We start from the raw sequence: 21,856 nt of genomic DNA, 5'->3' as shown, positions 1-21,856 counted from the left end.
CTTTGGCCGTTGCCATGCCTGATATAAAGCTTTCCTTATATCCGCCCCTATCGCGCGAAACGGCGCAATGCAATCGCGGAAAACCCGAGGATTGCGGCAACGAGCAATGCCATCAAATTGCCGAACCGCGCGAACAGCGTCGGGGGTGCGGCGGGCGGGATGGGGAGTTCGATCGCGCCCGCCGTCTCCGCCGGGACCTGTGCGAGCACGCGGCCCTGTGCGTCGATGATCGCGGAAATGCCGGTCGGCGTTGCGCGGATCACGGGCAAGCCCTCCTCGATCGCGCGCATCCGCGCTTGCGCGAGATGCTCGGCAAGGCCCCACGGGCCGTACCAGCTGTCGTTCGACGGGTGGAAGATAAAGGCCGGGCGATGCGCGCGGTCGACTACTGCGCCGGAAAAGATGATTTCGTAGCAGATTTGGAACCCTACCGCGCCGAACGGCGGGAGCGATAGCGACGCGGGGCCGTTGCCGGCCGCGAAATCGAACTCGCCGGGCACCAGCCGCGACAGGCCGATCGCCGACATTAGCGGCCGCGCGGGCAGATATTCGCCCCACGGCACCAGGTGTGCCTTGTCGTAGCGGCCACGGATCACGCCCTTCGCGTCGAACACGAAGATCGAATTGGTGGCGGCGGTGACATTGCCCGTCGCATCGAATTTCAGCGCGTTGCCGCCGGTCATCACCAAATCGTTCGGCCCGAGCAACGCGGCGATGCGCGCGCGGGTGACGGCGGGGGTGCCTTTCCAGTAATATTGCGCTGGATAGCCGTCTTCGGGGAGGAAACGGAGCGCGCCTTCGGGCCAGACGATTAGCCGCGGGGCAGCGCCGGGGGTGCCGCTGAGCTTGGCGAGCGCGGCGAAATTGGCCTCGGCATAATCGTCGCGTGGGCGCTGTTCCTGGTCGAGATTGGGTTGCACGACGCGGATGCGGGGGGCGTTCGTAATGTCGACCGAAGTCACCGACGCGGACCAGTCAACCGCGGAGATTACCGTTGTAACAAGCATAACGCCCATCGCAACGGGGAATCGCCACTGACCTTCCATGGCGATGATCGACGCGCCCGCAATCGCTATGGTCATGCCCGACAGCGCATAGGTCCCGATCCACTGCGCGCTGCGAGCAACGCCGATCAGCGGCAGCCAAATCTCCGACAACGGGTTCCAAGGATAGCCCGTCAGCATCGTCCCGCGCAGATATTCGGTGGCGATCCATGCCACCGCGAAGATCAGCACGAACGCCGCATCGGGCCGCTCGCGCCGGAAGCGCCACGCGACCGCGCCGGCTGCCATCGGGAAGATCGCCAGATACACCGACAGCAACACCGGCGCGACGATCCCGAGCGCCTGCGGCATCGCGTCCTGAAAGGTGAAGGCCTTGGCGATCCAGTAATTGCCAACCGTGAAATGCGCGAGCCCGAACAGCCACCCGCGCCACAGCACCGCCTTAAGGCTCGGCGTGGCGTGGACCAGCCACATCCACGCGGCGAAACAGGCGAGGGTGACCGGCCACCAGCCGAGCGGCGCGAACCCCGTCGCGGCGATCCCGCCGAGCAGGAGCGAAAGGAGGGCGGGGCGGGTGAACATGGGGGGGCTATTGCTGTATTTGCTCTTATCGGCAACCATTCCCCTTCCCCGGCGAAGGCCGGGGCCCAGTAGCGCATCGCGTATTGGAGGCCGCTTCCCCTCGTCACCTCAGCCATTTCGGCTGGGCCCCGGCCTTCGCCGGGGAAGGAACTCTCTTGAAGGGTGACGCAGAAATGGGACGGCGCTATCCAAGACCCATGACTCGCCCCTTCCACCTCGCTTTCCCCGTCCACGATCTCGCCGCCGCGCGCGCGTTTTACGGCGGGGTGCTCGGCTGCTCCGAGGGGCGCAGCTCGGATGCGTGGATCGATTTCGACCTTTACGGCCATCAAATCGTCGCGCATCTCGATCCGGCGGCGCGTGCTGTCGCCGTCTCCAACCCGGTCGATGGCCATGACGTTCCCGTGCCGCATTTCGGCGTGGTGCTGACGATGGCCGATTGGCAGGCGCTCGCCGATCGGCTCACCGCTGCGGGGACGCGCTTCGGGATCGCACCGCACATCCGCTTCGTTGGCCAGCCGGGCGAGCAAGCCACGATGTTCTTTTATGATCCCTCCGGCAACGCGCTTGAGTTCAAGGCGTTTGCCGATGATGCGATGTTGTTCGCGCAATAAGGAAGCCCGGATGAGCGAACCGATTACGTTGGAAATTCCGCACAAGCTCGGTCTCGCCGCGTGCAAGGCGCGGGTGGCTGGTGGCATCGACAAGCTCGCCGGCATGTTCCCCGGTGGGGCGGCGGTCGATCATCGCTGGGAGGGTGACACGCTGCATTTCACCGTCGCCGCGCTGGGTCAGCGCGTGGCGAGCCGGTTGAGCGTTGGTGAGGCTAAGGTCCGCGCCGAGATCGACTTGCCGCCGTTCCTGGCGCTGTTCGCCGACAAAATTCGCGCGAAGCTGGCCAAGGAAGCGCCCAAGATGCTGGAGTAGAGCGCGAGCCCCTCCCCTTCAGGGGAGGGGTTGGGGTGGGGCCGGGCCCCAGACGCAAGCTCGGATCCGCGGAGAGGCCCCACCCCCAGCCCCTCCCCTGAAGGGGAGGGGTGAGAGTTCCGCCCTACTTCGCGCGAACCCGCCAGATCGTATTGCCGACATCGTCCGCCACCAGCAGCGCGCCGGTCGCATCGGTGATGACGCCGACCGGGCGGCCTTGCGCTTCGCCCTTCGCGTTGAGGAAACCGGTCAGCACATCGACCGGCTTGGTCCCCTTGATCGGAAAGCCGCGATCGCCGAACGGCACGTACGCGACCTTATAGCCCGAGACCGGCACGCGGTTCCACGATCCATGCTCGCCGACGAACGCGCCGTTGGTATATTTCGGACCGAGCTTCGCATCGGTCGCAAAGGCCAGGCCGAGCGCCGCGACGTGCGGGCCCATCGCGAAGTCGGGCCGCTTCGAATATTCCTGCAAGGCAGGGTTTTCCGGCTGCACGCGGAAATCCTGATGCCCACCCCAATAATACCAGGGCCAGCCGAAATTGTCGCCGATCCCAACGCGCGTGATGTAATCGGGAACGATGTCCGACCCGAGCATGTCGCGTTCGTTGACCGCGACCCACAGCGCGCCCGATTTTGGCTCGAACGCCATCCCCTGCGGGTTACGCAGCCCCGCGCCGTACACGCGGAAGGTCTTGGCTTGCGGATCGACTTGCAGGATCGCGGCGCGATTTTTCTCGGCCGCGATGCCGTTATCGGCGATGTTGGTCGACGAGCCGACTCCGACATAGAGATATTTCCCCTCGGGATCGGCGAGCAGTGTGCGCGCCCAGTGATTGCCGCCACCGCTCAGCGCGATGACCTTTTCGGGTTTGGCATCGATCTTGGTCTGGCCGACGGTGAACGGTACGCGCAGCAGCGCATCGGTGTCGGCAATGTAGAGATAGCCGCCCATCAGCGCCATGCCGGTCGGCGAATTGAGCCCGCCGATCAACACCGTCTTTGCCTCGGCCACGCCATCCCCGTTTGTGTCGCGCAGCAGTGTGATGCGGTTGGGCGAGGCGACTGCCGCGCCGCCCTTCGTCATCAGATAGCCCATCACGACATCGGCAATGCCCTTGGTCGCGCGCGGCGGCGAATTGGTTTCGGCGACCAGAATGTCGCCATTGGGCAAGCGGTAGAGCCAGCGCGGATGGTTGAGCCCGCTCGCAAAGGCCGCGACCTGCAGCCCCGCCGCAGCAACCGGGGTTGCGCCGTCCTTCCAGCCAACCGCATCGGCAACCGCGATCGTCGGGATCGTCTGCGCGCGGGGCGGGGTGATTTTGGGGCGCTCGCCTTGCACCGCCGCGATCGGCAGTCGCGCCGGATCGGGCTGGAACGCCCACCACAAAGCGGCACCCCCCGCGACGATCGCGATCGCCAGGATGATCAGAATATGTTTGCGCATGGGGATCAGTCGCCTTCGGGCTCGGGCTTGGGGGGATGCAGCCGCAGACTTAGCACGCGGCGCGTATTGGCGGCGACCACTTCGAGCGTCCAGCCACTATCATGCACGATGCACTCGCCCACTTGCGGAACATGGCCGGCGAGCACAGCGGCAAGCCCGCCGATCGTATCGATATCGCCATCGACTTCGGCGAGCCGCGGATCGATGATCTCGCCGACATCCTCAAGCTCGGCGCGCGCATCCGCCGCCCACGCACCGCCGTCGAGCGGATTGAGCAAGGCGGTGGTGGCGGCGTCATGCTCGTCCTCGATGTCGCCAACGATTTCCTCGATCAGATCCTCGATCGTGACGAGGCCCTCGGTCCCGAAATATTCGTCGAGCACGATCGCGAGATGGACGCGTTTGGTGCGCATGTCGGCGAGCAGATCGAGCGCCCCGCGCGACATTGGGACGTAGAGCGGCTCGCGGATGAGGCTCGACCAATCGTCCGGGTAAGGCGCGTCGGTCGCGATAATCTTGAACACATCACGCAAGTGAATCATGCCGATGATCGTATCGAGCTCGCCGCGATAGACCGGCAGCCGGCTGTGCGTCGCCTCGGCAAAGATCTTTACCAGATCGGCAAAGCTGGTGCGTTCCTCGACTGCGACGATATCGGCGCGCGGCACGCCGACATCGCCCGCGTCGCGCTCGCCGAAATGGAGCAGATTGCGCACCATCGTACGCTCCAGCGGGGAGAGATCGCCCTTATTGTCGGGCGCCGGATCGTCCTCATGCGCGTCGATCGCTTCCTCGAGCGTGGCGCGGAGCGAATCGTCCTGCGCGCCGCCCGAAATCCAGCTGCGGAAACTGCGCCAGATGCTGGTCTCACTGTGCACGGCACCGCCGAGATGGCTCGGGGTGCCGGTGGTACTATGTCCGTCAGACATTGGGGGTTTTCAATCCTCTTCGAGCAAATACGGATCGGCCAGACCGAGTGCTGCCAGGGCGTCGATCTCAATCGCCTCCATCGCCTCGGCTTCCATGCCAACCATATGATCATACCCTAGCAAATGTAGCGTGCCATGCACGATCAAATGCGTGGCATGATCGTGCAGTGTGATGCCTTTCTCCGCCGCCTCGCGCGCGCACGTCTCGAACGCGAGCACGATATCGCCGAGCAGCACTTCGCCATCGTCGCTATTCTGGTCGATTGCGTCGAGCAGATCGGCCTGCACCATCGGGAAGGAGAGGACGTTGGTAGGCTTGTCCTTCTGCCGGTATTGCGCGTTGAGCGTCTGCACCTCGGCATCGTCGGCCAGCCGGATCGAGATCTCGACCGTGGCCGGGCCGGTGGCAAGCTCGGCATGTGGCGTTCGCGTCAGCGCGGCGGTGGCGGCGCGGGTGGCGAGGGTATCCCAGTCGTGGTCGGGCCATATGTCTTCATGGCTGAGTTCTACGAGGATCATGCTAGGTCCGTTCTGGAAAAATCGTTGCCCTTATAGAGCAGCCGCGCGCCATTGGTCTTGGCGCAAGCGTAGGCGAAGCAATCGCCAAAATTTAGCTTTGCCGGGTGGCCGCTATCCCGACCATAGCGCTGATGCGCGTCGAGCGCCGATGTCAATTCGAGCGCCCCTATCGCAACCAGCCTCAGTCCGAGCGCTTCGGCGGAGCGCTCCACCACGTGCCGGGCAATTTCGATGGTTATGCCTTCCGCCTTGCGAACGGCGTTCACCGTTTCCCAACACGACATTGCCGACTACAATGGATCTTGAACCGCGATGATGGAATCGCGAAAATGCTCACGCTCCGGTTCGTTCAAGACGATCGCGACGAGCGCGGATGCATCAACGAACAGGCTCAATCGTCGTCCTCGCCCCACATCTTGTCGAAAAATGCCTTATCGACCTTGGTGCCTGTCGAGCGCGGAAAGGGATATTCTCGCCAGAGCGCATCGAGCTTGTCCCGAACGTCTTGTCTCGGGTCGGTTCGATCCAACTCAGCCTCGCGCGCTGCAGCAAGTTCGCGAACAAGCGCAGTCTTGGTCATTCCCGAACGCTTTGCCAGGCGCTCGACAAGGGCTGCCGTCTCATTGTCCTTGATATAAAGCGATGCCATCGCGTGGCCTCCAGGATATCCTGAATTTAGTCGAGGATATCCTTTTGTTCAAGCATCCTTCCCCTCATACGCCTCGACGATCCGCCCGACAATCGGATGACGCACCACGTCGCCCGAGCCGAAGCGGCAAATCGACAGGCCGTCGACGCCCTCGAGCCGCCCGACGGCGTCGTTCAACCCGGACGCATTCATGCCCCCGGGGAGATCGGTCTGCTTGGGATCGCCGCACACCACCATGCGGCTATTCTCGCCGAAGCGCGTCAGGAACATCTTCATTTGTCCGGGCGTCGTGTTCTGTGCCTCATCGAGGATGATGAAGGCGTCGGCGAGCGTGCGGCCGCGCATGAAGGCGATCGGCGCGATTTCGATTTCGCCCGATGCGATCCGGCGTTCGACTTGTTCGGCCGGCAGGCAATCGTTGAGCGCGTCGTAGAGCGGCCGCAAATACGGATCGACCTTTTCCTTCATGTCGCCGGGCAGGAAGCCGAGCTTCTCGCCCGCTTCCACCGCAGGGCGCGACAGGATCAGCCGCTGGATGCTGCCGGTGATCAGCTGCGCCACGGCTTGTGCGACCGCGATATAGGTCTTGCCGGTGCCTGCTGGCCCCAGCGCGAAGATGATGTCGTTGTTGAGCAGCTCGCGCATATAATGCGCTTGGGCCATCGTGCGCGGGACGATCGTCTTTTTCCGCGTGCGGATCATGATTTGCGGCGCGCCGCCGCCGCCGGCATCGGCCTGGATGATCCCGGCCAGCGTCGGTTCGGCCGACATTGCGATCACCGCTTCGATCAGCCCGGTATCAACCACTTCGCCGCGTACGATCCGGTTGTAGAGGCCGTGCAGCACGTCGCGCGCCTGTGCGACCGATTCGGCAGTGCCTTCCAGCCCGACTTTGTTGCCGCGCGCGGTGATATAGACGCCGAGTCGGCTTTCCAGAGCGAGCAGATTTTTGTCGAATTCGCCGAACAGCTGCGCCATCAATTGCGGGCGGTCGAACACCAATTCAGTCCGGCTGCGATCGCCGGATTGTGCGGGGACGGGCTTGCGGCTCATGCGGTTCCTTCGGGGGAAAGAGGGCGTGACGGCGAGTGCGGGAGGATGAAGCGGCGGCGCTGAGCGCGGCGAGATTTGAGGGACTGCATCCGCCGACGAGTTTGGCAGAGCGACCGGCGATAGAATAGCGAAAAGTGCGGTGTCGGCGTCGTTTGGTCCGACAGCCGGGTCAGCGCCGCAACCCGATCCGCTCAAGCACGATGCGACCGCCTGACCACAGGATCATGCCCACGCCTGCCGCGATATAGACCCACAAGCCGACCGGATTACGCTTCCATTGTGGCGGCACGAGATCGGTCGGGGCAGGTTTGGGCATACGGCGGTTTTGCGCTTTTTGTGGAGGGTGTCGAGGTTTTCTATGCCTCCCCTCCCTGGAAGGGAGGGGGTAGGGGGTGGGTAGGTATGGGGCGAGAATGACGTTCGACAACGAGCCAACCCACCCCTCGATCCCTTCCCTTTCAGGGAGGGGAGGAATGTGCTGTCAACACCCCCAGCATCGAATTCGCGCCCGCTTCGGCCAGCGTCACGTCGACCAGATCGCCGATCGCCGCATCGCTCACCAGATGGACCGATTGCAGCCACGGGCTCTTGCCGATCAACTGCCCCGGCAGCTTGCCCTTACGTTCGAGCAGGACCTGGCAGGTGCGCCCCACGCTCGCGGCGTTGAACGCCGCCTGATCGCGGTTGAGCGCGGCTTGCAGCCGCTGGAGGCGGTCGTCCATTACATCTTCGGGCACTTGCTCGCCCATCGTCGCGGCGGGGGTTCCGGGGCGCGGGCTATATTTGAAACTATAGGCCTGCGCATAGCCGACCGCATCGACGAGGCTGAGCGTTTCGGCGAAGTCGGCCTCGGTCTCGCCGGGAAAGCCGACGATGAAATCGCCCGACAGCGCGATGTCGGGGCGGGCGACGCGGACGCGGTCGAGGATGCGGAGATAGCTGTCGCGCGAATGGCTGCGGTTCATGGCTTTCAGGATGCGGTCGCTGCCCGATTGTACCGGCAAATGCAGGAACGGCATCAGTTTTTCGACGCGGGCATGCGCGTCGATCAACCCCTGCGCCATGTCGTTGGGGTGGCTGGTGGTGTAGCGGATGCGCGCAAGGCCATCGAGTCCGTCAAGCTCGGCGATCAGGTCGTGCAGGCCTTTGCCTTTGTCTTCCCACGCATTCACATTCTGCCCGAGCAGCGTGATCTCGCGCGCGCCTGCCGCGACCAGCGCGCGCGCTTCGTCGACGATCTGCCCCCAACCGCGCGAGACTTCGGCGCCGCGCGTATACGGCACGACGCAATAGGTACAGAATTTGTCGCAGCCTTCCTGCACCGTCAGGAAGGCGCTCGGCGGCACGCGGCGGCGCGCGGGGAGGTGGCCGAACTTCATGTCGACCGGCATATCGGTATCGAGCGCTGCCTCGCCGCGCGTGGCCTTGGCGACGAGCTCGGGCAAATTGTGATAGGCTTGCGGGCCGACCACGACATCGACCTTCGCGCGGCGCACGATCTCGGCACCCTCGGCCTGCGCGACACATCCGGCGATGGCGATCATCGGGCTGCGCCCTTGTTTGGCGGCATCTTTGCGGAGGCGGCCGATGTCCGAATAGACCTTCGCGGTCGCGCGGTCGCGGATATGGCAGGTGTTGAGCACGACGAGATCGGCGTCGCCGGGGGCGGCCTGCGTCAGGCCTTGCGCGGCCATCAGCTCGGCCATGCGATCGCCGTCATAGACGTTCATCTGGCAGCCGAAGGATTTGACGGCATAGGTTTTGGGCGCGGGTTTCATGATGCAAGCGCTATAGCGGCTGTTGCGGTGGAAAGAACCCTCTCGCTGTTGAGCGGCAGTTTGGGAAGAAGGGGTTCGTGCGAAGGGCGCGAAGAGAAGGAAAGGACGCGAAGCAGAAAGCAGATAACGCTATGCCGCTGCGCGGAAAGTGTGGCTTTGGTCGATGCGTCGCACTGAAACTCGCGCGAACCTCTTGTCCTAAAGCTCTCTCAAGGCTGCGCATGCCCCGTAAACGGCACCAGCGGCCGCCCAATCGCGGCGACCAGCGCGTCTTCGATGCGGCGGCGGCTTTCGGCGGCGATCGCCTTGCGCCCGGTAAAGTCACGTGGGTGGAAGGGTTCGAGAAACGTTACCGTCACCCGAAAGGTGCCGGGGCGAGCGAGCAGGCGTACTGCATTGTCCTTGCCCGATTCTTCGCCGATCCAGGCGATCTCCTCGCTGACTGCGCCATAATCGAGCAGCACGGGCTGGACCAGCACGCCTGGCGGCGGCGGTTCGAGCACTTTGAGCATCGGCGTCTTGAACGGGAAGAGTGAGCGGCCATCGGTGGTCGTCCCCTCGGGAAAGACCGTGACCGACCATGTCTCGGCCAGCGCATCGCGCAGTCGGTTGATCTGCTCGGCCACCCCAAGACGGTCCTCGCGTTCCACAAACACGGTGCGGTTGAGCGTGGCGAGCCAGCCGACCACCGGCGCATCGCGGATCTCGGCCTTGGCAACGAAGGCGGTACCGCTCGCGCCGGCAATCGCCAGGATATCGATCCAGCTGACATGGTTCGCGATATAGAAGGCGTCGCGGCGCAGGGCCGTTCCCTTCACCTTTACCCGCGCACCGCAAATCCGCGCCGCCGTGGCGAGATAATACCGTGGCCAGGGGGATGAGATGTGCAGGATGCGCCACAGATAATGCGGCGGCACGGTGATGCCGAGCATCAGCGCGAGCAAGACGATCCGCGTCCACAGCCGCAGGAAAGCAAGCCAGCTGAGCGGCGGGGGCGTGCCCGCCGCAGCGGCGGCGCGCGCTTGCGGGCTGATCGGCACGGCGCTCAGCTCTTGCGGTCGAGCGCTACGCCGTAGAGTTCCATCCGGTGGTCGACCAGGCGAAAGCCCAGGCGCTCGGCAATGGCCTTTTGCAGCTGTTCGAGCTCGGGATCGACGAATTCGATCACCTTGCCGCTCTCGACGTCGATCAGATGGTCATGATGCGCCTCGGGCGCGGGCTCGTAGCGGGATCGGCCATCGCCGAAATCGTGGCGGTCGAGGATGCCGGCCTCCTCGAACAAGCGAACGGTGCGATAGACCGTTGCGATCGAGATGCCGGGATCGATCGCCGAGGCGCGCTCATAGACCTTCTCGACGTCGGGATGATCCTCGGCATCGGACAGCACGCGTGCGATCACCTTGCGCTGATCGGTGATGCGCAGGCCTTTTTCCGCACAGAGAGCTTCGAGATCGATCTTACGCGCCATAACGGAGGCTGTACGCGCTTAACGTTTGTTGCGAAAGAGGAGAGTCATTCGCAATAGCAGGCCCAACGCCCCCTCCCCGAAGGGAAGGGGCAGGAGCGATCATTTAGCGAACAATTTTGCGACGCTTGGTACCGAGGCCGATCTTCTTGGCCAGCGTACGACGCTGTTCGGCATAGTTTGGTGCAACCATCGGGTAGTCCGCGGGCAGGTTCCACTTTGCGCGATATTGCTCGGGAGTCATTTGATAATGCGTCATCAGATGGCGCTTGAGCATCTTCAGCTTCTTGCCATCTTCGAGGCAGACGATGAAGTCCGGCTTGATCGAGGACCGGATCGAAACCGCTGGTTCCTGCTTGACGACTTCGACCGGGGCCGGGCCACCAAGTCCGCTCAACGCGCCATGAACGTGGGCGATCAAGATCGGAAGATCCGAAACCGCGACGCTGTTGTTGCTGACATGAGCCGCGACGATATCGGCGGTAAGCGTGATCAGGGTCTCCTGAAGCTCGTTCATGCTGTCCATAATAATCCTTTCACTCCAATTCGGACGGCAATTACACACCGTCGAGACTTGCGCCTATCATCTTTTAGGCTGAGTGATGCAAGTCGTAATCGCCTCTATCAAAAGTCTGTCAGGAAATCTCGCGACGATAGGTCAAAGCATCGAAAGCCTTGCCGTCAACACCACGATAGTAATGGCGACGTTCGCCGACTTTGTCGAAACCGACCGCGCGGTATAGTTTGATCGCATCATTGCCATCGCGCACTTCGAGATGAAGCGTGCGCGCGCCCTGCATTCCGGAATCGCTGATCACTGAGCGTAACAAGGCTGCGCCAACCCCGCGGCGGCGAAACATCGGCGCGGTCGCGAGCAGCAGCAATTCCGCTTCGTCGAGCACGCGGCGCGACAAAGCGAAACCGGCCGGTTCGCTTCCAATCTCGGCGATCGTAAGCCACACGCCGGGCATCGCCATTAGGCCAAGTACTTGATTATGCGTCCATGCTTCGCCGAAGCGCGGCTCGAACGCGTCGCGCATCAAGCGGTCGATCACAGCGAGATCGGCGACCGCACCACTGCGGAGATCAATCCGCAACATCGTGCTCATGCCACCACCATTGGTTTTGCGTCGGGCGCGCGACCGTAAATCGGCTTTGGCTCAAGCGTCGTGAAGGCGGGCGGGAGCAGCACTGCGTCGGCGGCATCGGGCAGGGCGCCCCGCGGCGCGGTGCGGGGATCGCCAAATCCGAGCCAGCGCAGGCCGTCGCCGACCGCGTGCATTCCGCCGAGGCGAAGCCGGGCGTCGGCGGGCGCAAGCGAGGCGAGCGTGGATGTCTCGGTCAAAGGAGGCGCTTCGAAGGTCTGCATGAAGACTTCGCCATGCCCGCCCTCCAAAAGCACGGCAAGGGGGCCGTAAACTGTCTCGCGCGCAAAGGCGCCCGCCGCCAGCGCGGCAAGCGAGGAAAAGCCACCGAGCGTCGCCCCCCAACCGAGCGCCAGGCCACGGGCTGCGGCCACGCCGACGCGAATGCCGGTAAAGCTGCCCGGCCCGCAATCGACCAGAATATGCGCCGCGCGCCCGCCGTCCGGCAGCCCCGCGATCATCGGGATCAGATGTTCGGCATGGCCCCGCCCGACCGTCTCATGCGCGCGGGCGATGACCGCGCCATGCTCGATCAGCGCGACCGAACAGGCAGCGGTCGCGGTTTCAATGACCAGCGTGCGTAAGGTGGGGTCACGCAAACCGGATCAAGCGACGCTGTTGAACATGCCGAAATCGGGCCGCGGCGAGCGATCGAAGATCGTGGCGGGGTCGCCATGCCCAAGCGTCGAGACGAAGTTCACCGTGACCGAGGGCGTTTCAGCAAAGAAGCCAGCGTTGACCTTGGCCGCGTCGAAGCCCGACATTGGCCCGGTATCGAGTCCGAGCGCGCGCGCCGCCATGATGAAATACGCGCCTTGTAGTGACGAATTGCGCATCGCCGATTCCGCGCGCAGGTCGGGATTACCGTCGAACCATGCCTTGGCATTCGTGTGCGGGAACAATTGCGGCAGATACTCGTGAAAATCGCAGTCCATGCCGATGATCACGCTGACCGGGGCCTTCAGCACCTTGGGTGCATTCTGTGCCGAACAGCATTCGGCAAGCTTCGTTTTTGCCGCATCGCTCGTGCACCAGATCAGTCGCGCGGGCAGCTGGTTAGCAGAGGTGGGGCCCCATTTCATCAAGTCCCAGATCGCGTGCAAATCGCTCTCTGCGACAGCCTGGTCGGTATACCCATTGAAGGTCCGCGCGGTGCGGAACAGTTGGTCGAGCGATGCATCGGGTAACACGGTCATCAAACGGCTCGCACTTCGGTGACTTCGGGGACATAATATTTGAGCAATTGCTCGATCCCGTTCTTCAGCGTCGCGCTGGAGGAGGGGCAACCCGCGCACGCGCCCTGCATCGCCAGGAACACCTTACCCTTGTCGAAGCCGCGATAGACGATGTCACCGCCATCATTGGCGACCGCCGGGCGGATGCGCGTCTCGATCAGATCCTTGATCTGCGCGACGATATCGGCGTCGGCCGGATCATCGTTGAACGCGTCGTCGGCGGGAACTGCGATACCGCCGGCATTGCCCGGCTTGAACAAGGGCATACCGGCGCTGAAATGATCGACCATCAAGCCGAGAATGTCGGGTTTCAAGTCGCTCCATTCGGCGCCGGAGGCGGCGGTGACCGAGACGAAATCACGTCCGAAGAATACACCGGTGACATCGCCCAGCCCGAACAGCGCTTCGGCAAGCGGCGAGGCCTCGGCCTCTTCCGGCGTCACGAAATCGCGCGTGCCAGCCTCCATTACCGTACGGCTGGGGAGGAATTTCAGGGTCGCCGGGTTGGGCGTCGTTTCGGTTTCGATCAGCATGCGTGGCATGTGGCGCGCGAGGCGGGCGAGTGCAAGGGTCGATGTCGCGGCTGGCGGTCGGCGCTTTCCGCCGCTATCGTTGTGCACATGACGGTCTTCTTGCGTACGACGCGCCTCGCCCTCCTGTCCTTTCTCGTCATCGGTGCTGCGCCGCAGCAGGCGGTGCCCAATGCCGAGATGCCGCGCGCGACCCCGACGCCCGCCGCCACCACCGACGCCGATGCCGCCATCATCAGTCGCAGCGCCTGGCTCTATAAGGGTAGCGACATCACCCCCGATCCGGCATGGCATTTCGGTACGCTGAAGAACGGCGTGCGCTATGCCGTGCGCAAGAATGGCGTACCGCCGGGCCAGATTTCGGTGCGCGTGCGGATGGATGTCGGATCGCTGATGGAGGCCGATTCGGAGCGCGGCTATGCGCATCTGATCGAGCATCTCACCTTCCGCGGCTCCGAATATGTCGCCGATGGCGAGGCCAAGCGCGTATGGCAGCGGATGGGGACGACCTTCGGCTCGGACACCAATGCGCAGACCACGCCGACCCAGACCGTCTATAAGCTCGATTTGCCGAGCGCGACCGAAGCCGGCATCGACGAGAGCCTGAAGATCCTGTCGGGCATGGTGGCCAAGCCCAACATCACGCCGGTCGCGCTGAATGCCGAGCGGCCCGCCGTGCTCGCCGAACAGCGTGAGGCGCCGGGGCCGCAAGTACGGCTGAGCAATGCCGTGCAAGCGACGTTTTTCGCCGGGCAGCCGCTCGCGGATCGCTCGCCGATCGGCCATATCAAGGAATTGGAGGCCGCGACCGCCGACACGGTTAGGGTGTTTCACGATCGCTGGTACCGCCCCGAACGCGCGGTGGTGATCGTCGCCGGCGACTTCGCGCCCGAACAGATCGAGACGATGATCGCGCGCCATTTCGGTACGTGGAAGGGTGTTGGCACCGCGCCGGCCGACCCCGATTTCGGCCAGCCCGACCCCAAGCAGACGGCGACCAAGGCGGTGGTCGAACCCAGTATTCCGGCGCTGATCCAATTCGCGATCGTGCGCCCGTGGCACTACAATGACGACACGATCCTGTTCAACCAAAAGCGCCTCGCCGATTTCGTCGCGCTCGCGGTGATCAACCGGCGGCTGGAGACGCGCGCGCGCACCGGCGGCAGCTATCTTCAGGCGGGCGTTCGGCTCGACGATCCGTCGCGCTCGGCCAATGTCACCTCGATTTCGATCCTGCCGGTCGGCACCGCCTGGGCACCGGCGTTGCGCGACGTGCGCGCGGTGATCGCCGATGCGCAGGCCTCCGCGCCGACCAAGCTCGAGATCGAACGCGAACTCTCCGAACAGCGCGTGCAGTTCAAGACGTTGGTCGACACCTATCGCGCCGAGGCGGGCTCGAAGGAAGCCGACGACATGGTCCAGGCGCTCGACATTCGCGAGACGACGACTGCGCCCTATGTCATCCAGAAAGTCTTTGCCGATGCCGAGAAGAAGGGGTTCTTCGCCCCCGACAAGATCCTCGCTTCGACCAAGCGGGTGTTTCAGGGGACGATGCGCGCGCTGATTTCGACGCCTGCCGCCGAAGCCGGGATCGAAGCGAGCCTCGCCACCGCGCTAAAGGCCGATGTGAAGGGCTTGGCGGGCAAGCGCACGACGCAAGCCAATGTCACCTTTGCCAAGCTTCCCAAGGTCGGCCCGCCCGCGACCATCGTATCGAATACGCCGATCCGCGAATTCGACATGCAGGAGTATAATCTCTCCAACGGCGTGCGCGTGCTCGTCTACCCAACCACGTCGGAAGACAGCCGAGTTTATGTCCGCGTCCGCTTCGGTGGCGGCGATACCGCGCTTCCGGCCGATCGCGAGACCGCCGCCTGGGCGGCGGACGGCACGCTGACCGCCGGCGGGATCGGCACGTTGAAGCAAGGCGATATCGAGGCATTGGTGCAGGGCCGCCGGATCGGGCTCGATTTCGGGATCGACGACGATGCGTTCGTTTATAACGCGCTGACCTCACCCGCCGATCTGACCGATCAGTTGCGGCTGATTGGCGCGGCGATCACGGCACCGGGCTGGGATCCCGCTCCCGTCAACCGCACCCGCGTGGCGGCGCTGGCGGGCTATGCCGCGTTCGAGTCTTCGCCAACCGGGGTGCTGAGCCGCGACCTCGAACGCTTGCTCCACGATGGTGATCCGCGCTGGGGCACGCCGAGCCTAAAGGCGATCGAAGCGACCACGCCCGCCGCGTTCCGCGCGCTGTGGGAGCCGCTGCTCAAGACCGGCCCAGTCGAGGTGATGGTGTTCGGCGATATCAAGGCCGATGTCGCGATTGCCGCCGTGCAAAAGACCTTGGGCGCGATCCCGCCGCGCGCCGCGCCGACCGACTTCGTCCCGCCGCCAGTGCGCTTCCCGGCACACAATACGACACCGATGGTGCTCACGCATAATGGTCCCGAAAATCAGGCGGCGGCGGTGATCGCGTGGCCGACCGGCGGCGGTGTCGCGGGCGCGACCGAATCGCGGCGGCTCGACGTGCTTGCGGCGATCTTCAGCGATCGGCTGTTTGACCGGCTGCGTTCGCAGGCAGGCGCGAGCTACAGCCCCAATGTCAGTAGCTCGTGGCCGACCGGCCTGCCGAGCGGCGGGCGGATGTTGGCCATCGGCCAGGTCGCACCCGAGAACCTTCCGCTCTTCTTCAAACTCTCGCGCGAGATCGCCGCCGAACTGGTCGCCAAGCCGATCGACGATGACGAGTTGAAGCGCACGATCGGCCCGATGCAGCAATCGATCATGCGGCAATCGACCGGCAATCAGTTCTGGATGAACCAGCTCGATGGCGCGGTGTACGATCCGGCGCGGATCGAGGCGTTGAAGCGGCTCTACAGCGACATTTCGAACATGACCGCGGCGGAGCTGCAGGAGACGGCGGCGAAGTATCTGCGACCCGATCGCGATTGGACGCTGCAAGTGGTGCCAGCGAGCGCACCCAAGAAATAGCGCAGCTATTTCGCGGGCGCCCATCAGCGTGGCGAGCCCGGCCGGCGGGGCCAAAGCCCCGACCGACGGCGCGGCTTTGCCGCGACGGGGTGCTTCGCCGAACCCGTCCACCCCCAGCCGTCACCCCAGCGAAGGCTGGGGTCTCAGCGACGTCAGGCAAGCCGGTGGTACAAATCTTCCCACCCGGGATTGCTCTCTTCGATCAAACGGATTTTCCAGGCTCGTTTCCAAGCCTTCAATGCCTTTTCGCGCGCGATCGCAGTTTCGATATCGTCGTGCCATTCCGCCAATACGAGCGTATGAATGCCGTAGCGACGGCAGTAGGCAGAGCCGACATCGCGGCGATGCTGATCAACCCGCGCAGCGAGATGCGCGGTCACGCCGATGTAAAGTATACCGCGAGCCTTGCTCGCCATGATGTAAGTCCAGCCCCCGCGCGCCATATGGCGATGTTAGCGCGAAAACCCTGAGATGCCAGCCTTCGCTGGCATGACGAGGGTGGGTCGGACCGCTGAGACCCCAGCCTTCGCTGGGGTGACGGACGGCGGCTCAATGCAGCTTCAGCTTCGGCCGCACGATCTGGTTCACATGCCCGATCACGATCAGCGCGACGCCGCGCCACCAGCCATGGATCGCGATCAAATGCATGCGGTACAGCGACATATACACCATCCGCGCGATCCAGCCTTCGACGCGCATCCGCCCGCCGACGAGGTTCCCCATCAGGCTCCCCACGGTCGAAAAGCGGCTGAGCGACACGAGCGACCCGTGGTCCTGATAGACGAAATTCTTGAGCGGCTCGCCGGCCTGCGCGCGCACAAGGTTGGTGAACACCAGACTCGCCATCTGGTGCGCCGATTGCGCGCGCGGCGGGATCGGCTTGTCGCGCCCCGGCAGCAGGCACGAGGCGCAATCGCCGAGCGCGTAGATGCGATCGTCGCTGGTCGATTGCAGCGTCGGGCGCACGACGATCTGGTTGCCGCGCGTGAGCTCGAGATCGCTCATCGTCTTGAGTTCTTCGGCCCCCTTCACGCCCGCCGCCCAGACGATCAGATCGGCGTCGATCGCGCCGCCGTCGCCGGTATGCACCGCACGATCCTCGAGCCGGACGACTTGCGTGTTGTCGAGCACGCGCACGCCGAGCTTTTCGAGCTCGCGCTTGGCAGTCGCCGCCAGCACCTCGTCGAGCGCGGGCAGGATGCGCGGGCCGGCCTCGATCAGCGAGACTTCGAGCTTGCTCTCGTCGAACACCTCCAGGCCATAATGCCGCAGCGCCTTGGCGGCGTTGTAAAGCTCGGCGGCAAGCTCGACCCCGGTCGCGCCGCCACCGACGATGCTGACGCGGACGCGCGCCAACGGGTCGCCGGTCTGGTGCGCGTGGTTGGTACGCAGGCAGGCGTTGAGCAATTTCTGGCGGAAGCGGTCGGCCTGCGGGCGATCCTCGAGGAACATCGCATGCTCGCGCACGCCGGGGACGCCGAAATCATTCGAAATGCCGCCGACCGCCATCACGAGATAATCGTAGCGGATCTCATGCCGCCCGATGATCTCCTCGCCGCGTTCGTCGAGCATCGGGGTGGTCGTGATCGTGCGGCTCACGCGATCGACGCTTTCGATGCTGCCGTTGAAGAAACGATAGCCCCAGCGCACCGCATGGCCGCCATAGCCGACTTCGTCGAGATTGGCATCGAGCGACCCGGCCGCGACTTCGTGCAGCAGCGGCTTCCAGATATGCGTGAGGTTGCGGTCGATCAGGATGATGTCGTGCTGCTTGCGGCCATAGCGCGCGCCTAGCTTGCGCACGAGTTCCAGGCCACCGGCGCCGCCGCCCACCACCACAATTTGCGTTTTTTGATTCGGCACCGGATTCCCCATGCGCACGATCGTTAGCGCATGCCTCCCTTGCCAGAAGAGCGCAGGCGAACTCAAGCAAGCGATTGTCGGACGCAGTCTCTACCAGATTGGGTTGCGGACAGGCCGCGGCCCGAACACGCCGTGTTTTACCCCCGATACAACCCCTCGAGCCGCGCACCGTACACGTCCTTCAGCACGTGTCGCCGGATCTTCAGCGACGGCGTCAGTTGCTCATTCTCGATCGCGAACGGTTCGTCGGCGAGCACGAAGCGGCGAATACGTTCGGTGACCGACAGATCGGCATTGACCCGCTCGACGGCGAGGCCAAGCGCGGCGCGGTATTCGCTGTTTTCCGCCAACTGCTTAAAGTCGCAACCAGCGCCACCCCTGGCACACCATTCCTGCGTCCAGTCGGGATCGGGCACCAGCACCGCCACCATATACGGCCGCCGGTCGCCGAAGATCATCGCTTGCGCGATTTCGGATTGGAGCGTCAGCATCCCTTCGACCTTTTGCGGCGCGACGTTTTCGCCTTTGTCGTTGACGATGATGTCCTTTTTGCGGTCGGTGATCTTGATCCGGCCCTTTGCGTCGATCAGCCCGATATCGCCGGTGTGGAGCCAGCCGTCCTTGAGCACGCGCGCGGTCTCGGCGTCGTTGCGCCAATAGCCCTTCATGACCAGCTCGCCGCGCACCAGGATTTCGCCATCCTCGGCGATGCGCACTTCGGTGTCGACCAAAGGTGGCCCGACCGTGTCCATCTTGAGCCCGACCTTGGGGCGATTGCACGAGATGACGGGGGCGGCCTCGGTCTGGCCATAGCCTTGCAGGACGGTGACGCCGATCGCTTCGAAGAAGGTGCCGATTTCGGGCGTCAGTGGCGCGCCGCCCGCGACCAGCGCCTTGATCCGCCCGCCGAAGCGCTGCGCGACCTTTGGGCGCAGCGTCGCGCCGAGGAGCAAGTCCATCGGGCGGTCGAGCAGACCGGCATTGCCCGCCGCCTTCTTCGCGCCCAGCACTTGCGCGCGGGCGAGCAGGAAGCGTGAGAGCTTGCCTTGCTTCTCGACTGCCTTCGAAATGCGCGTGCGCAGCACTTCGAACAGGCGCGGCACGACGATCATCATCGTCGGTCGGACGTCCTCCATATTGGCGGCAAGCTTGTCGAGGCCCTCGCTATAATAGATTTGTGCGCCCAGCCCGATCGGGAAATATTGCCCGCCAGTATGTTCGTAAGCGTGGCTGAGCGGCAGGAACGACAGGAAAATCTCGTCGTCCCAGCCGAAATCCTCCGAGATGACGGTGCAGCAGCCATTGACGTTGTGCAGGATCGCGCCGTGATGCTGCATCACCCCGCGCGGCGCGCCGCCGGTGCCGCTGGTGTAGATGATGCACGCGGTATCCTCGCGCCGCGCGGTGGCGACGATGCTCGCGGGGTCGGCGGCATGTTCGGCGAGCAGCGTGTTCCACTGGTGGAATTCGAGCGCACCCGATTGCGTCGCGCGCAATTCCTCGATGCCGATGACGATCTTCGCGCTGCTCGCGCGGATCGCGGCGGGGAGGAGGGTTTTGGCGAGCTTCGCGGTCGAGACGATCACCGCCTTCGCACCCGAATTCTCGATGATGTGCGTGTGGTCGCGCTCGGTATTGGTGATGTAGGTCGGCACGGTGATGCACCCCGCCGCCATGATCGCGAGATCGGCGATGCACCATTCGGGGCGGTTTTCGCTGACCAGCATGACGCGGTCGCCGCTTTCCAGCCCGATCGCCTTGAGGCCAGCGGCGATGCTCGCGACCTGCCGTGCGGTCTCGGCCCAGCTGCGCGACACCCAGACGCCGCCCGCTTTGTGCCACAGGAACGGCGCTTCGCCTTTTTCTGTGGCACGCGTGAGGAACATGGCGACAAGGTTGGGGAACTGTTCGAGGCGACGGACGGTCTTGGTCAAGGGTCTCTCCCGGGGCGGGCGTGCCGTGTTCGGCTACGCGGATAGGATTATTCGGGCGGGCGAACCGCGATCTGGCGGACGATCTGCGTGGTCTGGCCATCCTCACGGATCGCGACGCCCTCGCTGCGCGGATCGGCGGCCCCGATCCACTGACCGTTCACGCGCTCGATCGCATTGGCTTTCAGGCCGAGCGGCGCGCTGAACACTTGCTCGCCCAGCGCTTGCAGCGCGGGGACCATCGCATCGAGCTGCGTGCCCTTTTCGGCGATCGCGTTGCGCTGTGGCGCATAGAGCAAGCCAAGCCCGATCGCATCCTGCGCCGGCATTTTCCAGTCGAGCACCGCGACGAGCGCTTTTGCAACTTGCGCGATGATCGTCGATCCGCCCGCCGCGCCAATCGCGATGCGGACCTTGCCGTCGGGGCCGTACACGATCGTCGGCGACATCGAGCTGCGCGGACGCTTGCCGCCCTGCACGCGGTTGGCGACGAGATAGCCGCCCTTGGCGGGGACAAAATCGAAATCGGTCAGCTGATTGTTGAGCATCGTCCCCTCGACCGACAGGCCGGAGCCGAATGAGCTTTCGATCGTCGTCGTGACTTCGGCGACATTGCCGCGCCGGTCGACCGCGACAAGATCGGTCGTGCCGGGGACGTCGGCATTGGGGGCGGCGACGCGCGGTGGGGCACCGGGGGGCGTGCCGGCGGCGATCGCGGTGATGCTGCGTTCGGGCGAGATCAGCGCCGAGCGTGCGGCGAGATAGGTCGGGTCGAGCAAGCCTTTGACCGGCACCGTCACATGATCGGGATCGCCAAGGTACAGGTCGCGATCGGCATAAGCGAGCCGCGACGATTCGGCAAAGAGGTGCCACGCGACCGGCGAATCCTTGCCCAGCGCCGCCATGTCGAAACGTTCGAGCTGCTTGAGGATCATCAGCACCGCGATCCCGCCAGATGACGGCGGGCCCATGCCGCAGATCTTGTAGACGCGGTACGTGCCGCACACGGGGGCACGTTCCTTGGCGCGGTAGTTGGCGAGATCGGCGAGCGTCATTTTCGACGGGTTCTTGCTCGCGCCATTGACCGTGGCGACGATCTTCGCGGCGACCGGCCCGGTATAGAAAGCGTTCGGGCCTTTGGTGGCGATCGCGGTGAACAAGGCGGCTTGTTCGGGATTCTTCAGGATCGTGCCGGTCGCGACCGCTTTGCCATCGCTCGCGAAGAAATGCGCCTTCGCCCACGGGTCAATATGGTTGCCATAATTGCCGATCCCGCCGTGCAGCCGCGGGCTGACCGCGAAGCCGTCGCGCGCCAGCTTGATCGCCGGGCCGAACAGGCTGGCCCAGGGCAGCTTGCCATAGCGTTGATGCGCCAGCGCCATCATCCGAATATTCCCGGGCACGCCGACGCTGCGCCCGCCGGGAATCGCGGTGAAGACCGGCAGCGGCTTGCCGTCGGCACCGTAAAACCATTGCGCATCAGCAGCAGCAGGGGCCTGCTCGCGCCCGTCGAAGCTCGCAAGCTTGCCGGTCGCCGCATCGTGATAGACCATGAAACTGCCGCCGCCGATGCCACTGCTCTGCGGCTCGACGACGTTAAGCGCGAGCATCGTAGCGATCGCGGCATCGGTCGCGCTGCCGCCCTTGCGCAGGATTTCGACGCCTGCCGCAGCGGCGCGCGGGTCGGCGGCGCTGATCATGCCGAGGCTGGTGGCGGCCTTGGGCGGGGTGCGCTTCGCCTCCGCCACGACGGGCGCGAGTAACAACAGTGGGAAGGCGAGGAGCAGCTTGTTCATGGC

Annotated in this window: 23 protein-coding genes; 3 read left to right on the top strand and 20 right to left on the bottom strand. The window is 64.4% G+C overall.

Annotated elements, in window-relative coordinates; genetic code table 11:
- Positions 1–47: 47 nt before the first annotated feature.
- Entirely contained in the window at positions 48–1,586 is a 1,539-nt protein-coding gene (lnt, locus tag IEV62_RS00670) for an apolipoprotein N-acyltransferase (RefSeq protein ID WP_188444841.1), read from the bottom strand.
- Positions 1,587–1,783: 197 nt separating this feature from the next.
- On the opposite strand from lnt, the gene IEV62_RS00665 reads away from it, so the two are divergent.
- Both IEV62_RS00665 and IEV62_RS00660 read left to right on the top strand, forming a co-directional pair.
- Positions 1,784–2,200, top strand: coding sequence for a VOC family protein (locus IEV62_RS00665; protein ID WP_188444840.1), 417 nt, complete (start codon positions 1,784–1,786; stop codon positions 2,198–2,200).
- A 10-nt stretch (positions 2,201–2,210) separates the two neighbouring features.
- Entirely contained in the window at positions 2,211–2,513 is a 303-nt protein-coding gene (locus IEV62_RS00660; protein WP_188444839.1) for a polyhydroxyalkanoic acid system family protein, read from the top strand.
- A 124-nt stretch (positions 2,514–2,637) separates the two neighbouring features.
- Here the strand turns inward: IEV62_RS00660 and IEV62_RS00655 are convergent, their stop codons facing one another.
- The 15 genes from IEV62_RS00655 to IEV62_RS00585 all read right to left on the bottom strand — a co-directional run bounded on the left by IEV62_RS00655 (position 2,638) and on the right by IEV62_RS00585 (position 13,269).
- Positions 2,638–3,963 carry a PQQ-dependent sugar dehydrogenase gene (locus tag IEV62_RS00655; protein WP_188444838.1) on the bottom strand — a complete coding sequence of 442 codons (1,326 nt, stop codon included), beginning with the start codon at positions 3,961–3,963 and terminating at the stop codon, positions 2,638–2,640.
- Between the two features lie 5 nt (positions 3,964–3,968).
- A complete protein-coding gene (locus IEV62_RS00650) occupies positions 3,969–4,892 on the bottom strand; it encodes a hemolysin family protein (protein WP_188444837.1) in 924 nt (307 codons plus the stop codon).
- A 9-nt stretch (positions 4,893–4,901) separates the two neighbouring features.
- Positions 4,902–5,411 (bottom strand): rRNA maturation RNase YbeY, encoded by a 510-nt coding sequence (ybeY, locus tag IEV62_RS00645; RefSeq protein WP_188444836.1) that lies wholly within the window; start codon positions 5,409–5,411, stop codon positions 4,902–4,904.
- Positions 5,408–5,695: a PIN domain-containing protein gene (locus IEV62_RS00640; protein WP_308510349.1), complete on the bottom strand. Its 288-nt coding sequence runs from the start codon at positions 5,693–5,695 to the stop codon at positions 5,408–5,410. The genes ybeY and IEV62_RS00640 overlap by 4 nt, the downstream gene beginning before the upstream one ends.
- Positions 5,696–5,802: 107 nt before the next feature.
- Positions 5,803–6,060, bottom strand: a complete 258-nt coding sequence (locus IEV62_RS00635) for a type II toxin-antitoxin system VapB family antitoxin (protein WP_188444835.1) — start codon at positions 6,058–6,060, stop codon at positions 5,803–5,805.
- Positions 6,061–6,108: 48 nt separating this feature from the next.
- Complete coding sequence (locus IEV62_RS00630; protein WP_188444834.1) at positions 6,109–7,113, bottom strand: PhoH family protein; 1,005 nt, start codon at positions 7,111–7,113, stop codon at positions 6,109–6,111.
- 169 nt (positions 7,114–7,282) lie between these two features.
- On the bottom strand, positions 7,283–7,429 hold the full coding sequence (locus tag IEV62_RS00625) for a hypothetical protein (RefSeq protein WP_188444833.1): 147 nt from the start codon (positions 7,427–7,429) through the stop codon (positions 7,283–7,285).
- 142 nt (positions 7,430–7,571) lie between these two features.
- Positions 7,572–8,891, bottom strand: coding sequence for a tRNA (N6-isopentenyl adenosine(37)-C2)-methylthiotransferase MiaB (miaB, locus tag IEV62_RS00620; RefSeq protein ID WP_188444832.1), 1,320 nt, complete (start codon positions 8,889–8,891; stop codon positions 7,572–7,574).
- A gap of 209 nt (positions 8,892–9,100) precedes the next feature.
- On the bottom strand, positions 9,101–9,931 hold the full coding sequence (locus IEV62_RS00615) for a lysophospholipid acyltransferase family protein (RefSeq protein WP_188444831.1): 831 nt from the start codon (positions 9,929–9,931) through the stop codon (positions 9,101–9,103).
- A gap of 5 nt (positions 9,932–9,936) precedes the next feature.
- Positions 9,937–10,359: a Fur family transcriptional regulator gene (locus tag IEV62_RS00610; protein WP_188444830.1), complete on the bottom strand. Its 423-nt coding sequence runs from the start codon at positions 10,357–10,359 to the stop codon at positions 9,937–9,939.
- Between the two features lie 103 nt (positions 10,360–10,462).
- Positions 10,463–10,873, bottom strand: a complete 411-nt coding sequence (locus tag IEV62_RS00605) for a Ros/MucR family transcriptional regulator (RefSeq protein WP_373868530.1) — start codon at positions 10,871–10,873, stop codon at positions 10,463–10,465.
- Between the two features lie 118 nt (positions 10,874–10,991).
- Positions 10,992–11,465, bottom strand: coding sequence for a GNAT family N-acetyltransferase (locus tag IEV62_RS00600; protein WP_188444828.1), 474 nt, complete (start codon positions 11,463–11,465; stop codon positions 10,992–10,994).
- Positions 11,462–12,100 (bottom strand): tRNA (adenosine(37)-N6)-threonylcarbamoyltransferase complex dimerization subunit type 1 TsaB, encoded by a 639-nt coding sequence (tsaB, locus tag IEV62_RS00595; RefSeq protein WP_229732736.1) that lies wholly within the window; start codon positions 12,098–12,100, stop codon positions 11,462–11,464. The genes IEV62_RS00600 and tsaB overlap by 4 nt, the downstream gene beginning before the upstream one ends.
- Before the next feature lie 6 nt (positions 12,101–12,106).
- The gene (locus IEV62_RS00590; RefSeq protein ID WP_188444827.1) at positions 12,107–12,697 is read right to left on the bottom strand and encodes a malonic semialdehyde reductase; all 591 of its coding nucleotides are present in this window, start codon (positions 12,695–12,697) and stop codon (positions 12,107–12,109) included.
- Positions 12,697–13,269 carry a NifU family protein gene (locus IEV62_RS00585; RefSeq protein ID WP_188444826.1) on the bottom strand — a complete coding sequence of 191 codons (573 nt, stop codon included), beginning with the start codon at positions 13,267–13,269 and terminating at the stop codon, positions 12,697–12,699. The genes IEV62_RS00590 and IEV62_RS00585 overlap by 1 nt, the downstream gene beginning before the upstream one ends.
- A gap of 87 nt (positions 13,270–13,356) precedes the next feature.
- On the opposite strand from IEV62_RS00585, the gene IEV62_RS00580 reads away from it, so the two are divergent.
- Entirely contained in the window at positions 13,357–16,263 is a 2,907-nt protein-coding gene (locus IEV62_RS00580; RefSeq protein ID WP_188444825.1) for a M16 family metallopeptidase, read from the top strand.
- 152 nt (positions 16,264–16,415) lie between these two features.
- Here the strand turns inward: IEV62_RS00580 and IEV62_RS00575 are convergent, their stop codons facing one another.
- From IEV62_RS00575 to ggt, 4 genes are all read right to left on the bottom strand, one after another.
- Positions 16,416–16,706, bottom strand: coding sequence for a GIY-YIG nuclease family protein (locus IEV62_RS00575; RefSeq protein ID WP_188444824.1), 291 nt, complete (start codon positions 16,704–16,706; stop codon positions 16,416–16,418).
- A 106-nt stretch (positions 16,707–16,812) separates the two neighbouring features.
- On the bottom strand, positions 16,813–18,138 hold the full coding sequence (locus IEV62_RS00570; protein ID WP_188444823.1) for an NAD(P)/FAD-dependent oxidoreductase: 1,326 nt from the start codon (positions 18,136–18,138) through the stop codon (positions 16,813–16,815).
- 125 nt (positions 18,139–18,263) lie between these two features.
- On the bottom strand, positions 18,264–20,012 hold the full coding sequence (locus tag IEV62_RS00565) for an AMP-dependent synthetase/ligase (RefSeq protein WP_188445009.1): 1,749 nt from the start codon (positions 20,010–20,012) through the stop codon (positions 18,264–18,266).
- Positions 20,013–20,107: 95 nt separating this feature from the next.
- Positions 20,108–21,853: a gamma-glutamyltransferase gene (ggt, locus tag IEV62_RS00560; protein WP_188444822.1), complete on the bottom strand. Its 1,746-nt coding sequence runs from the start codon at positions 21,851–21,853 to the stop codon at positions 20,108–20,110.
- Positions 21,854–21,856: the final 3 nt, after the last annotated feature.

It is taken from the genome of Sphingomonas psychrolutea (assembly GCF_014636175.1).
Classification (GTDB): domain Bacteria; phylum Pseudomonadota; class Alphaproteobacteria; order Sphingomonadales; family Sphingomonadaceae; genus Sphingomonas; species Sphingomonas psychrolutea.
The sequence above is the reverse complement of the archived record's forward strand: the minus strand, read 5'-3'. Positions and strand labels throughout refer to the sequence as shown.